Below are 12,938 nucleotides of genomic sequence, written 5' to 3'. Positions count from 1 at the left end.
CGGTAATTGTTTAGCGTTGAGTTTACCTTTAATGTGTTAGAACTATTGTAGGCAGTTGTTTCAGGAAAAAAAATCTATTTCCCAATTTCATTCAGCGTCAGATTAATTTTTGCTAATCTTTCGTTGGTTGAATTTATATTTTTTTCGTAGTTAAGAGAAACCACTTCGGCATTTGTTCCTAATTTAAGGGCACACATGGCTAAAGCGTCTTGTTTATCTCTCACATCGAAGTTTTGTTCAAAATCTTTAATCATACTTTCAATCTGCTTCCCTACTTTACGCAAAGTTTCTTCCTCTGCGGCCGGTACGTTCAGCGGATACACTCTTCCTGCAATGTTTATGGTTATTCTCCTTACCTCCATTATAATCCACTGTTTTGAAGCTGAGCAATACAGAAATCAATTTCCTTCACCAATCGGTTGATATGGTTTTTCATTAATCTATTGTGTTCAGGATTTCCTGATATTGCTGAATAAAGTTTTATCTTTTTTTGTTCTTCTGCTAATACCTGACTTTTTTTTCTTTCTTCATCATACTTCTTCTTCAATTCATCATGCTCTGTATTCAATTCTGTAAATTTCTCACTGAGATTCTGATAGTTTTTATGTAAATTCAAAATCTTTTTTTCCAGCTCTGAAAAATTATTTTCTAAATCTTGAAGCATTTCAGGTTTTATATATTCTAACTATTAGCAAAAATATAAAAATATTGACAGTAACAAAAATAAAAGTCCCTATATTTTGATAACGGCAACAAAAAAGGAGATGCTTTTGCATCTCCTTTTTATATTTTAAGTTTAATTCTTATTCAAATTTCAATACAAACATGATTGCTCTTGTTTGCAAAGTAGACATTGCAGCAGACCAATACGGAGGTGTATTTGCATTATCAGCCACTACTTCATTATTCATGATGAATGTTCCTCTGATCGCCGGAGTCAGTTTAAATTTATTGAAATAAAACTGGATTCCCATTTCTGCAGACCACGCAAAGTTGTGGGTAGTCGATCTGAAAACCTGCTGTAAGTTATCATCAGTAGATGTAGAATTGGATTGAAGGTTTACAATATAGTTTACCCCCGCCGCAACGTAAGGTCTAGAATTATACCATCTCTGCCCATGAAGTTCCAACATTACCGGAATATCCACTAAGGTAGATTTTACTTCTCTTACTCTGTCCTTTTCTGTCATCAGAAATGGAGTAAAAGGAGCGTTCGTTAAGCTACCAGCCGCATACTGGTCATTTGACTGCGTATTGAAAGTGAGTTCCCTTTGAGCAAATTGCAAGCCTGGTTCTACTCTTAGATCTAAATAATCGTTCAATCTCCATTTACCGATTAATCCGGCACCGAAGCTTGTACTGCTTTTAGATGTAACGAGATTCTGATTCCCATTCATACCATATCTTGGGTTAAGTACAATACGGTAGTCTAGTATATTACCATTCAGATAAAAACCCCAACTGAACGTCTGTTGATCGAATTCCTCCAACTTATCCATTCTGTTTCGGGTTCTGAATTGCGCATCCGCAAAGATTGCAATATTTACTGAGGCTAAAACCAGTGCTTTTAATAAAAATTTATTCATAGGTTACTTTGTTGCTTTATAAATTGTGGCTATACCTAAACTTAGTTTTTTATATTCAACTTTTTTAAATCCTGTATCTAAAAGAATTTGTCTCATCTTTTCCCCGAAAGGAAAAGCATTTACAGAATCCGGAAGGTATGTGTATGCCCTATTATCTTTAGAAACCAACTTCCCTATGGCAGGTAATATGTTTTTAAAATAAAACATATAAAATGGCCCCAAGAACCCCTCAACCTTTGAAAACTCAAGTATAAAAACACTTTTGTTATCTTTAACTACTCTTCTTAACTCTGATAAACCTTTTGTAAGATTTTCAAAATTCCTTACTCCAAATGCAACGGAAACAGAGTCGAATCTATTGTCCTCGAAGGGTAAATTTTCTGCATCCCCCTTCTGCATGGAAATTTTGCCGTCTAAATTAAGTTTTTTTATTTTAATAACGCCAACATTTAACATTTGTTGCGATAAATCCAAACCAATTACTTTTGCACTGGTTCCTTTTTCGATGGTGATTGCCAGATCTCCCGTTCCTGTAGCCACATCCAGCACTTCCTGGGGGTTATCACTTTTCATCCATTTTACCAATTTATTTCTCCAGATGATATCAATTTTCATTGATAAAACCCGATTTAAAAGGTCATATTTGGGTGCAATATTGTCGAACATATCCTCTACCTGGCTTTTCTTTGTAGCCTCAGAATTGTAGGGAGTTACTTGGTTGATATCTTTTGTCAAAACTTGTAATATTCTTTATAGTAATTAAGGTAATCTTGTTTTCTGAAAATTTTTGATCGGGATTCCACTTTATCAATATTTTTGATTATCCTGTCATAATCTTCATCTACATTGTAATAAAAATCATCCGTAAATAATTTATTGAAATGCTTAGCTCCGCCAAAATATTCTTTTCCGTCGATTACAGTCTTATTGAGCTCCAAAAGTAATGAATCTTTTTTAAGATTGTATCCATAATATTGTCGGTTGATGTAATAATCCTGATGGGCAATATTCAAAAGTCCACGAATTTTATTTACCTGGAAGGCAGAATCGTAAAGTATTTTTTTATTTTGATCGAAAACTTTAATAGAATTTTTTCCTTTATTTAAATCAACCGACACCGACTGTCCTGCGGAAATAATTCCCTCAGAACCGTTGTTAATCCTGTAATAATAGGTATTGGGAGTTGGGTTATCTACTAAGTAATAGTTTCTCTTAGCTAAAAAAAGGAAATAAATCCCAAAGGCAATCATAAACGCCACAATGGCAATAAGTAAACCTTTTAAGGAGGGGTTATTTTTCATAGACTGTAAAGTACAATTTTTGCAAATTTAATAATATTTTTAATTCTTTCTTATTAAGATTAATTATTAACTTTGCATTTTTAAAAAATCATTTAAACGAATGCCGAATACGATCATTATTGGTTCTGGATCATACCTTCCTAAAAGGATTATCGGAAGAGATTTCTTTCTTGATTCAGAGTTTTATACAGAAGATGGGGTAAAGATTGACAAACCTGCTGAAGAAACGATTGCAAAATTTGTAGAAATTACTGAAATAGAAAATAGAAGATTCATTGACGAAGGTCTTTCCAACTCACAGATCGGGTATGAAGCTGCTAAACTTGCTATTGCAGATGCTAAGATTGATGGTGAAGAACTGGATTATATTATTTATGCAAGTAATTTCGGAGAAGTTACTGTAAACGGATATGCAGACTTCATGCCTACAATGGCTGCCAGGGTAAAGAACAAGCTAGGGATTACCAACAGAAAGTGTGTAACTTATGACATGCTTTTCGGATGTCCGGGATGGGTAGAAGCAATGATCCTTGCTAACAATCTAATTAAAGCTCATGCAGCAAAAACAGTTTTAATAATTGGTGCTGAAACATTGAGCCGTGTTACAGATCCCCACGACAGAAACAGGATGATTTTCGCGGATGGTGCCGGAGCAGTAGTTGTAAGAGCTACTGAAGAAGAAAATGTAGGAATCATCGCTCACAATACCATTTGTGATAATGGAATTGAATTGAATTATCTGGCCAACGGACCATCTATCAATAAAGATTCAGATCAAACCCGTTTATTCGTAAGAATGCAGGGAAGAAAGATCTATGAATATGCATTGAAAAATGTACCTGCAGCCATTAAAGAAACCATAGACAGCGCCGGGCTTTCTATTGAAGATATCGACAAAATATTAATCCACCAGGCTAACGCAAAAATGGATTATGCGATGATAGAGCGACTTCATAAACTCTATGACGTTAAGGATTATGATCACAGCATTGCGCCTATGACCATTCAGGAGTTTGGAAACTCTTCTGTAGCAACTATTCCTACGATGTATGATTTAATAATTAAAGGAAAAATGGCTGGTCATTCGTTTAAAGAAAAAGGTAACGTTGTTATGACTTCGGTAGGTGCCGGAATGAACATCAATGCTATCGTTTATAAATTTCCTTAAACAATAAAATAATTTAAAATATTGAAGCACAAAGGGAAATTTCTTTTGTGCTTTTTTTAAACCTGATTATGCAAAAAAACTTTTTAATTATTGCCGCTATTTTCCTGTTCCTGGAAATTTACATCTACCAGGCAATAAGAACGCTGACAGACAATTCATGGGTGAAAATTGGGTATTGTGTGCTATCATTAGCTATTTATGGGATCTTCGCTTATGAAGTGATGCATTTTCAAAAAGCTGACCGGAGTTCCGTAAGAATCCAGTGGATGATGTCTCTTTTTCTGATTTTCATTCTCCCTAAAATTTTCATTGTATTATTCCTTTTGATTGATGATATTTTCCGAACCGGGACTTATATTTTGGGATTCCGAAACCCGGCAGAAAATTTCTTCCCTGAAAGAAGGAAGTTCCTTAGTTTAGTAGGTTTAGGCTTAGGAGGTGTCCTTTCCGCTCTTTTTATCGATGGAATTACTTTTGGAAAATACCGTCATAAAGTGAGGAAGGTAAAAGTAAAAATAGCCAATTTACCCAAAAGTTTTAAGGGTTATAAAGTCATACAAATTTCAGATGTCCACAGCGGAAGTTTTGCCGATCCAAGCAAACTGGAACACGCCATAGAGCTGATCAATGAACAGAAACCTGATCTTGTCTTATTTACCGGAGACATGGTTAATAATGTTTCGGAAGAATTCAAACCATTTATCCCTTTATTTTCAAAAATAAAAGCCAAGGATGGTAAATTTGCCGTACTTGGAAATCATGATTATGGTGATTATGTGACATGGTCGTCTTTGGATGCCAAGAAAAAGAATCTGGATACCCTGATAGAATATGAAAGACAGGCAGGATTTGACATGTTGAGAAACGAGCATCGAATCATTGAAAAAGACGGTGAGAAGCTGTACATTCTTGGAGTTGAAAACTGGGGGCTTAAACCTTTCCCGCAATTTGGCGACATCGATAAAGCACTCGAAAACGTGCCGGAATCGGCAGCAAAAATATTAATGAGTCATGACCCCACACATTTTGATTCTATTGTCAAACAGCACCCAGGAAACGTCCAACTGACACTATCCGGCCATACCCACGGGATGCAGTTTGGATTAGATCTAAAAAACATAAAATGGTCACCGGTTCAGTATCGGTACCCAAAATGGGCCGACATTTATGAAAGTGAAGGAAAATTCCTTTATGTAAACAGAGGATTTGGGGTTTTAGGATACCCGGGAAGAGTGGGTGTATTACCGGAAATTACGCTTTTTGAGCTGTCTTAAATTCTGTATTTTAGCAGAAATCAAATAATACAAGATGAAAGACACTGGTGAAAGGCATATTTTAAGTGAAAATTTCAACAATAAATCTGAATTATATCTTCATCTGATGCATATTGCTACTTACGAATATGCCAGAAACTTTGTGAAAAACAAAAAGGTTTTGGACTTCGGATGTGGTTCAGGTTACGGCACTCATATGTTGTCAGAGAACGCAGGAAGCATTATTGGTATTGATATAAGCACTGAAGCTATTGATTATGCAAAAAAGGAATATCGCGCTTCTAATTTAAGCTTTATGACAATTTCTGAATTGGAAAATGAAAAATTTGACATTATAACATCTTTTCAGGTTATAGAGCATGTTCCCAACGATCGTGAATACACTGCCCATTTAAAAAAGATGCTGAATCCCGGTGGCATCCTGATGATTTCAACTCCGGATAAAAAACACAGACTTTTCAGATACATACAACAACCCTGGAATATTTTCCATCTCAAAGAATATACTCCTGATAGTCTGCAAAAAATGCTTCTAAAACATTTTAAGAAAGTAGAACTTTTAAAAATAGGTTCTGAGTCGGACCTGGTTTTGGAGGAGATCAAACGAACCAAAAAACAAAGAACAATCACATTGCCGTCAACTCTGTTTTTTTATCCCTATTCCTTAAGGGTTTTTCTCTTAAAACTTCAAAAAAATCTATTCGATTTCTTAAAAAAAATAAAATCCGGTAATCAGCAAAACGTTGTACAAAATACTACTAAAAGCGATGCTTCATCAGAATATTCTTTTGAAGACATTCTTTTTAAGGAAGAAATGCAATACTCTACAGATTTGTTGGCGATCTGCAAGAATGAAGAATAAGACTAAAAAATATAATCTTTCATACGGGAAGTAGCCATTTCCTTTTCGTTAATCCAGGTAAGGAGGTCATTTAATTTGTCCTCCATTTTTTTTCCAGAAAACAGACTTCTGTAAAAAGGAATCTCAAAAGGGTGCTCTTTAAAATCTGTAAACTGCCAGGAATCAAGGTAGATCAAAACGAATTCATCATTCTTCAACGTTTCAAAAACCATGTTCTGATAAAACCTCATGGGCAATATTTGAAATACAAAATCATTGTATGGTAACTGGCTGTATGGGGATATACTTTCCGGAACAATGCTCAATCCATCTTCTTCTGTAATTTCCGTATCTCTTTTTAATCGTTTTAAAGGAAAAAGAATATTGGCGTTATCAATATTCGAAACATAATTAAACTCCAATAGTTTCAAATTTTCCTGAGGAAGCTTGAGGTCTTTTTGTCGGATACCCCGGATCTGTTTTCCGAAACATTCCTCTATATTTTTCTTCACTCCTTCAATTTCCGGAAGGGAAGAGTTTTTATTATAAAAAGCAATTTCATGCCCACGGCCTGAAATTGCTTTTATAAGATGATGAAGTTTTTCAACGATAGAAATCTCAATAAAAAAAGTAGCTTTCGTATCATGAATATCTAAAATTCTGAGAATAGCTTTTGCATTATCAACGGTTATTTTTAATTGGTCATCATCCGAAATCTGAGCGCTATTTTTTGCTTTTGCTTCGATATTCAGAATGTTAAAAGTCAATAATATCATTTAAACTTAATTTTATATAAATTTCATAATTAATTAAAAATGAGAAGTTAAAAACACTTTTAATTAAAGTTTTACTTAAGGTAGATTAATTCTTACCTAATTTTACTTTCAAATTCTTGATCATATCCTTTGTCATTTCAGAAATTCCGAAATCATAAGTTAATCCCCAGTCTTTTTTAGCAATTGAATCATCAATTGAAGCTGGCCATGAATCTGCAATTTGTTGTCTGAAATCAGGTTTATAATCGATCGTAAATTCTGGAATTTCTTTCTTAATTTCTTCTGCCAGTTCTTTCGGAGTAAAAGACATTCCACCCAAATTATAAGAGGAACGAATCGTTAAACTTTCTTTCGGAGCCTCCATTAATTTCAAGGTTGCATTAATAGCATCGTCCATATACAACATAGGCATTCCTGTATTTTCAGAAATAAAACTTGTGTATTTGCCCTCTTCTATCGCTTCATAAAAAATCTCTACAGCATAATCAGTAGTCCCACCACCTGCTGGTGTTTTCCATGAAATCAATCCAGGATATCGGATACTTCTTACATCTACTCCATGTTTATCAAAATAATATTCACACCATTTCTCACCTGCCATTTTAGAAATCCCATAAACGGTAGTTGGGTTTAATACTACATCCTGCTCCACATTTTCTTTAGGAATCCCTTTTCCGAAAACAGCTATTGAACTTGGCCAGAAGATCTTTTTAAGCAATCCTTCTTTAGCCATCTCACAAAAATGAAGAAGGGGTTCAAGATTTAGCTTCCATGCAAAAATTGGCTGCTTCTCTGAAGTTCCTGATAACAATGAAGCCAGGTGATACACTGTAGTAATATCATAATCTTTAATGATCTGTCTTACAAGTTGCGTATTAGTAACGTCCATTCTTTCATAATATCCGGCTGACGTAATTCCTTTCTGCCATCTGTCGAGGCCGGAAGCTACTACATTTTCTGCTCCGTGAATTTCAACAAGTCTATTGGTAAGTTCAGTTCCGATTTGCCCTAAAGCCCCGGTAATAAGTATTTTTTCCGTATAGGATTCCATTTTTATTTCTTTTAGGTTTGAATCTTACAAAAGTAAAAAAATCATGCTTATCATAATAAAAAAAGGTGTGTAAAAACACACCTGTAGAAGATTGATAAAGTTTTCTAAAAATTAAAATTAAGCCTTGTAAAAAGAAATCTTCCATTCATCCCGAACTGCGAGATATTTCTGGAATATACAAATTGGTTCTGATTAGATAAATCAATCGAAGCTGGCGTATATATAATATTACCCGAAGCATCCATAGAAGGCCTCTGCACTGTTGTCGGCCCATAATTCTTATCCGGATAAATATCAAACAGATTGTTCGCACCAATTGTCAAAATAAAATTTTTATTGAACTTGTACCCCACCGAAAGATCGGTTATTATTTTCGCTCCCCAAACCGGATGTTCATTTTCCACTACACTTCCATTGATTATTTCGTAACCAATTTTACCGTCCCCATTGGCATCCATTGTATTGGGATCCGTTACTTTTCCGAAATACACATTTCTGACTAATACACTAAACTTCCCAATTTCCAATCCATTATTCAATGATGCTTTAAATCTGGGAACAGCTTCCTCAACATACACCCGACTTGTTTCAGAATAATAACGGTTGATCTGTCCGGCATTAATTAAAAGATCAGAGCCATGAATCTCTCCTACTCTATTTGTTTTAGAAACCGTTACTGCTAAATCAGAATTCAATGAAACCGTTGGAGAGAATTTAGCCCTGTGAGAAACTACCCCTTCCAACCCTTTGGTCTGTGTATCAATAGCATTAGCAAAAAAAGTAGCCGCATTCGCATTGGCTTTATCAAATTCCCTTTGAAGCTTATACAATGGACTTCCATCTGGATATGTTCCGCTTGGTCTTAAAAACTGATCAGTAAGAACGACTCTGTTTTTAATTTTAATGTAATATCCATCCACTGTGAAAGTAAGGTTAGCATTAGGTATTTTAGCCGTAAATCCCGCAGAATAACTTACAGATTCCTCTTGTTTCAATTGAGGAATTCCTAAATTCTTCGCTATATCAGAATCGTTAGAGAATGTTCCCACTTCATAAGCAACGCCTCCTACAAACTGAGTTGATGTTGCATTATAATAAATCTGCTGCAAAGAAGGTGCACGGAACCCCGTTGAATGTGCCGCTCTGACGTTAATCTGATCCGTAAGTTTATATCTTGTTGCAATCTTATAATTAAATGTAGATCCAAAATCAGAGTAATTTTCAAACCTCACCGCACCACTTATCAACCATTTATCTGTAACGTCAAGCTCAGTATCCACATATCCTGCCACAGAACTCCTTTCCTTATTTAAACTATTCGCAGGCCTGAATCCCGGAAAAACCTGTGCTCCCCCAGGTCTTACAGCTCCAAAAAAATCAGTTGGTTTTAAACTTGCAGGAGTTAAAGCATCCTGGATATTACCATTAATATCATATAGTGCCCAAGAATCCTGCTCTCCATTTGTAATTTTATATCTTTCAAACCTGGCTTCACCTCCGAAAGCAATATTAAAACCTTTCAGCCAATCAAGCCTGGTATCAAAATCAGCATTAATAGTGTTCTGCGAAAAACTTAATCCTCCCGCGTCAAATTCTGTTTTACTGGGAAAAAGCATTGAAGCGTTTGCTGTATTTTTGATAGTGTAATCAAATGTATTTCGGCCATATGTATTACTCACATCATAATTAATATTTCCAACTTTCCCCTTGACACCAGCAGCAAAAGATAGATCAATAACATCGGATGCAATTTCCGGAAGGAATCCATTGGAGTAAATTGAGGTAGAAGTCCTTACATCATTTGGTCTACGGAAAAATCCACCTGCATTTCCACTTCTGTATGAAATCCCTCCAAAAGCATATCCTTGCATAGCGGATGACAAGTCAAATTGAGAATTCATAAAGAATTGTCCAGATGTCAACCTGGACTGCCCGACCCTCATGTTAAAATCATTTCTATCAAGCCCTCTGTATGCTAACTCATTCTCTGTAACATCAGTAAATAAAAGAGTCTGCAAGCCGGAAATAGTGTTTTCATTTTGAATCTGCGACTGGAAAGCAGGATTAAAATAATTCACATTTTGCGCATATTGATGGATATAATTAATAATCTGCTGTGAATTAGGAGTATTATTAATATTACTAAATAGAGAAGAAATATTGACTCCATCCTCCAATGCTCTGCGTTCAATAGCATTATATGCTCGAAAAATCCCTCCTGTAGCAGCATTAGCTCTTCGGGTATCATCCCTCTTCATCAAACTTCCGGTAAAATTGATAAATCCCTTCTTTCCTATATTTGTACCATAGTTAAGATCTACCTGATACTTACCTCCATCCCAACCTCCATCATGATCATTCGACCCTTTAGAATTGAAACCTCCCGCAGTGATTGCAGCGGTAAATGCATTGGTATTTTTTTTCATGATCACATTGATAACACCAGCAATGGCATCAGATCCATACTGGGCAGATGCTCCATCTCGCAATACCTCAAGACGTTCAATTGCAAAAGCAGGGAGTGCATTTAAATCTGTACCTACAGAGCCTCTTCCGGGAGAACCATTAACATTGACCAAAGAGGAAGTATGTCTTCTTTTACCGTTTAACAAAACCAATACTTGATCTGGTCCTAACCCCCTCAATTGAGCAGGATCAATATGATCGGTTCCATCGGCAACGGTTGTTGAGTTTGATGTAAATGAGGGTGCGGCATAATTTAAAATCTGATTCAGGTCCATCTGCGGTGTCATAACGGATTGAGAGCCGATATTGATGACATCAACAGGTACTGGCGTATCCGTTGCCACTCTTGCTTTGTTTCTGGAACCTAATGTAATTTTGATTTCCTCTATATTTTTCGTCTTTGTAGAATCCGTCTGCGCGTGAGCGTACATGGAAACTAAAAATAACGCAGCCAGAGAAGTAGCCTTTTGGTAATTTTTGGTCATATGCTTTTTTTCCAAAAGTAATGAATTATCTTTTAAAAACAATTTAAACTTAAAAAAATGTCAATTTTGTTAAACTATACTTAACCAATACAACTAATAAATAAACATACACTAACACTTGTTCGTTTTTACTAAAAATTAGATAATTTTTAAATTTATCAATTCAGAGACCCAGATTTTCATGAAAAAAATATATACTTTTGCTTCTTAGAAAAAACAAAATGATATGAAGAACCTATTATTTGCGGCTGCATTTTTAAGTATACACCTTTATTCGGGACAGTTTACTGATTTCAACATTGTAAAAGAAGTCAAAGTAAAAAATAAAGGAGTGGTCGTTTCTGCGCACCCATTAGCCAGTGAAGCAGGTACAAAAATGATGAAATTGGGAGGAAATGCTTATGATGCCATTGTTGCAACCCAATATGCATTAGCCGTTGTTTATCCTCAGGCAGGAAACATCGGTGGTGGTGGCTTTTTAGTAGGTGTAAAAAACAATGGTGAGAAATTCACTTTAGACTACAGGGAAACCGCTCCAAAACATGCCTCCAAAGACATGTATCTTGATAAAAATGGAAAAGCCAATACCGACTGGTCTCAAAATGGAAGATTAGCCGTAGGAGTTCCCGGAAGTATCGCCGGATTTTTTGCTACTTTAAAATATTGCAAACTGCCGATGGAAAAAATTATCCAGCCGGCAATAGATTTGGCTGAAAAAGGCTTTGCAATTACTGAAAAGGAAGCAGATATGCTTAATAATCATAAGGAAAGTTTTCAGAAACATAATACATCCAATATTTTATTTGTAAAAGAAACCCCGTGGAAAGCAGGAGATCTTCTCATTCAGAAGGAACTTGCAGAAACCCTGAAACGTATTCAAAAATTAGGATCTAAAGGTTTTTATGAAGGAAAAACTGCTGATTTTATTATTTCTGAGATGAAAAAAGGAAATGGTATCATCACTTATGAAGATCTGAAAAACTATAAAGTTGCTGAAAGAAAAGCACTGGAATTTGACTATAAAGGAAACAATGTAGTTTCTATGCCACTCCCCTCTAGCGGCGGAATTCTTTTAGCTCAGATGCTTAAAATGGCAAGTTATGAGAATCTTGAAAAGTACCAGTTGAATTCTACTCCCGCTGTGCAAATTATGGTGGAAGCTGAAAGAAGAGCTTATGCTGACAGAGCGGAATACATGGGTGATCCAGATTTTATAGAAGACAAAACAAGCTATTTAATCTCTGATGATTATCTTAAAAGCAGATGGAAGAGTTTCAGTTTTTCTAAAGCAACACCAAGCTCTGAAGTTGGAAAAATAATAAAACAACCGAAGGAATCTACAGAAACAACCCATATTTCAGTAATTGATAAAGAAGGAAACGCAGCATCGGTCACCACAACCCTGAACGGGTATTATGGAAGCAAGGTTCTTGTATCAGGTGCAGGATTCTTCTTAAATAATGAAATGGATGATTTCTCCATAAAACCTGGAGTACCAAATATGTTTGGTGCTGTGGGTGGCGAAGCTAATGCTATCCAGCCTAATAAAAGAATGCTTTCTTCAATGACTCCTACTATTTTACTGAAAAACGGTAAACCTTTTATGGTGGTTGGAACTCCTGGTGGAACAACGATTGCGACCTCTGTTTACCAATCTATTGTAGATGTAGTCGATTTTAAACTAGATGCGAATATCTCTGTAAATTCCCCAAAATTCCATCATCAGTGGCTTCCGGAAACCGTATCTGTGGAAAACAATTTCCCGGAATCTACCATTTCTGACCTTAAAGCTAAAAATTACGTTATCGAAAAAGTAAAACAACTCGGCAAAATGGAAGTGATTGTCATCGATGGTAATGGGAATATTCATGCGGTTGCTGACGGACGGGGTGATGATTCCGTAGCCATAGAATAATTCGATTTTCGAAATATATGGCAAATATTTTCAATATCTATTTTATTCTTAGAATCAAATATTGAATAGATTTTC

The 12,938-nt window shown here is 35.5% G+C and carries 12 protein-coding genes; 4 read left to right on the top strand and 8 right to left on the bottom strand.

Annotation, left to right across the window (positions count from 1 at the left end; translation table 11 throughout):
* Positions 1-74: 74 nt before the first annotated feature.
* The 5 genes from CEY12_RS22005 to CEY12_RS21985 form a co-directional block, all read right to left on the bottom strand.
* The gene (locus CEY12_RS22005) at positions 75-362 is read right to left on the bottom strand and encodes a cell division protein ZapA (RefSeq protein ID WP_089029699.1); all 288 of its coding nucleotides are present in this window, start codon (positions 360-362) and stop codon (positions 75-77) included.
* Positions 362-664 carry a hypothetical protein gene (locus CEY12_RS22000; RefSeq protein WP_089029698.1) on the bottom strand — a complete coding sequence of 101 codons (303 nt, stop codon included), beginning with the start codon at positions 662-664 and terminating at the stop codon, positions 362-364. The genes CEY12_RS22005 and CEY12_RS22000 overlap by 1 nt, the downstream gene beginning before the upstream one ends.
* A 139-nt stretch (positions 665-803) precedes the next feature.
* A complete protein-coding gene (locus CEY12_RS21995; protein WP_089029697.1) occupies positions 804-1,586 on the bottom strand; it encodes a porin family protein in 783 nt (260 codons plus the stop codon).
* Positions 1,587-1,589: 3 nt separating this feature from the next.
* A complete protein-coding gene (gene ubiE / locus CEY12_RS21990) occupies positions 1,590-2,321 on the bottom strand; it encodes a bifunctional demethylmenaquinone methyltransferase/2-methoxy-6-polyprenyl-1,4-benzoquinol methylase UbiE (RefSeq protein WP_089029696.1) in 732 nt (243 codons plus the stop codon).
* Positions 2,318-2,887 (bottom strand): hypothetical protein, encoded by a 570-nt coding sequence (locus tag CEY12_RS21985; RefSeq protein ID WP_089029695.1) that lies wholly within the window; start codon positions 2,885-2,887, stop codon positions 2,318-2,320. Before CEY12_RS21985 ends, ubiE begins: the two co-directional genes overlap by 4 nt.
* Before the next feature lie 100 nt (positions 2,888-2,987).
* On the opposite strand from CEY12_RS21985, the gene CEY12_RS21980 reads away from it, so the two are divergent.
* From CEY12_RS21980 to CEY12_RS21970, 3 genes are all read left to right on the top strand, one after another.
* Entirely contained in the window at positions 2,988-4,055 is a 1,068-nt protein-coding gene (locus CEY12_RS21980) for a 3-oxoacyl-ACP synthase III family protein (RefSeq protein ID WP_089029694.1), read from the top strand.
* A gap of 68 nt (positions 4,056-4,123) precedes the next feature.
* Complete coding sequence (locus CEY12_RS21975; RefSeq protein ID WP_089029693.1) at positions 4,124-5,329, top strand: metallophosphoesterase; 1,206 nt, start codon at positions 4,124-4,126, stop codon at positions 5,327-5,329.
* 34 nt (positions 5,330-5,363) lie between these two features.
* On the top strand, positions 5,364-6,191 hold the full coding sequence (locus CEY12_RS21970) for a class I SAM-dependent methyltransferase (protein WP_089029692.1): 828 nt from the start codon (positions 5,364-5,366) through the stop codon (positions 6,189-6,191).
* A 2-nt stretch (positions 6,192-6,193) separates the two neighbouring features.
* On the opposite strand, the gene CEY12_RS21965 is transcribed toward CEY12_RS21970, so the two are convergent.
* From CEY12_RS21965 to CEY12_RS21955, 3 genes are all read right to left on the bottom strand, one after another.
* Entirely contained in the window at positions 6,194-6,946 is a 753-nt protein-coding gene (locus CEY12_RS21965; RefSeq protein WP_089029691.1) for a polysaccharide deacetylase family protein, read from the bottom strand.
* Positions 6,947-7,031: 85 nt separating this feature from the next.
* Positions 7,032-7,997 carry an NAD-dependent epimerase/dehydratase family protein gene (locus CEY12_RS21960; RefSeq protein ID WP_089029690.1) on the bottom strand — a complete coding sequence of 322 codons (966 nt, stop codon included), beginning with the start codon at positions 7,995-7,997 and terminating at the stop codon, positions 7,032-7,034.
* Between the two features lie 104 nt (positions 7,998-8,101).
* Positions 8,102-10,948, bottom strand: coding sequence for a TonB-dependent receptor plug domain-containing protein (locus tag CEY12_RS21955; protein ID WP_089029975.1), 2,847 nt, complete (start codon positions 10,946-10,948; stop codon positions 8,102-8,104).
* A 226-nt stretch (positions 10,949-11,174) separates the two neighbouring features.
* Between CEY12_RS21955 and ggt the strand changes: the two genes are divergently transcribed.
* Positions 11,175-12,863 carry a gamma-glutamyltransferase gene (gene ggt, locus CEY12_RS21950; RefSeq protein WP_089029689.1) on the top strand — a complete coding sequence of 563 codons (1,689 nt, stop codon included), beginning with the start codon at positions 11,175-11,177 and terminating at the stop codon, positions 12,861-12,863.
* The last annotated feature ends 75 nt before the right edge of the window (positions 12,864-12,938 follow it).

It is taken from the genome of Chryseobacterium sp. T16E-39, from assembly GCF_002216065.1.
GTDB lineage: Bacteria > Bacteroidota > Bacteroidia > Flavobacteriales > Weeksellaceae > Chryseobacterium.
This window is presented reverse-complemented; position numbering and strand designations above follow the sequence as displayed.

Excerpts from the sequence above, each read along its gene's own strand:
- CEY12_RS21970 (WP_089029692.1), top strand. The coding sequence starts at position 5,364 with ATGAAAGACACTGGTGAAAGGCATATTTTAAGTGAAAATTTCAACAAT.
- CEY12_RS21975 (WP_089029693.1), top strand. The coding sequence starts at position 4,124 with ATGCAAAAAAACTTTTTAATTATTGCCGCTATTTTCCTGTTCCTGGAA.
- ggt (WP_089029689.1), top strand. The coding sequence starts at position 11,175 with ATGAAGAACCTATTATTTGCGGCTGCATTTTTAAGTATACACCTTTAT.
- CEY12_RS21965 (WP_089029691.1), bottom strand. The coding sequence starts at position 6,946 with ATGATATTATTGACTTTTAACATTCTGAATATCGAAGCAAAAGCAAAA.
- CEY12_RS22005 (WP_089029699.1), bottom strand. The coding sequence starts at position 362 with ATGGAGGTAAGGAGAATAACCATAAACATTGCAGGAAGAGTGTATCCG.
- CEY12_RS21995 (WP_089029697.1), bottom strand. The coding sequence starts at position 1,586 with ATGAATAAATTTTTATTAAAAGCACTGGTTTTAGCCTCAGTAAATATT.
- CEY12_RS21985 (WP_089029695.1), bottom strand. The coding sequence starts at position 2,887 with ATGAAAAATAACCCCTCCTTAAAAGGTTTACTTATTGCCATTGTGGCG.
- CEY12_RS21980 (WP_089029694.1), top strand. The coding sequence starts at position 2,988 with ATGCCGAATACGATCATTATTGGTTCTGGATCATACCTTCCTAAAAGG.
- CEY12_RS21960 (WP_089029690.1), bottom strand. The coding sequence starts at position 7,997 with ATGGAATCCTATACGGAAAAAATACTTATTACCGGGGCTTTAGGGCAA.
- CEY12_RS21955 (WP_089029975.1), bottom strand. The coding sequence starts at position 10,948 with ATGACCAAAAATTACCAAAAGGCTACTTCTCTGGCTGCGTTATTTTTA.
- CEY12_RS22000 (WP_089029698.1), bottom strand. The coding sequence starts at position 664 with ATGCTTCAAGATTTAGAAAATAATTTTTCAGAGCTGGAAAAAAAGATT.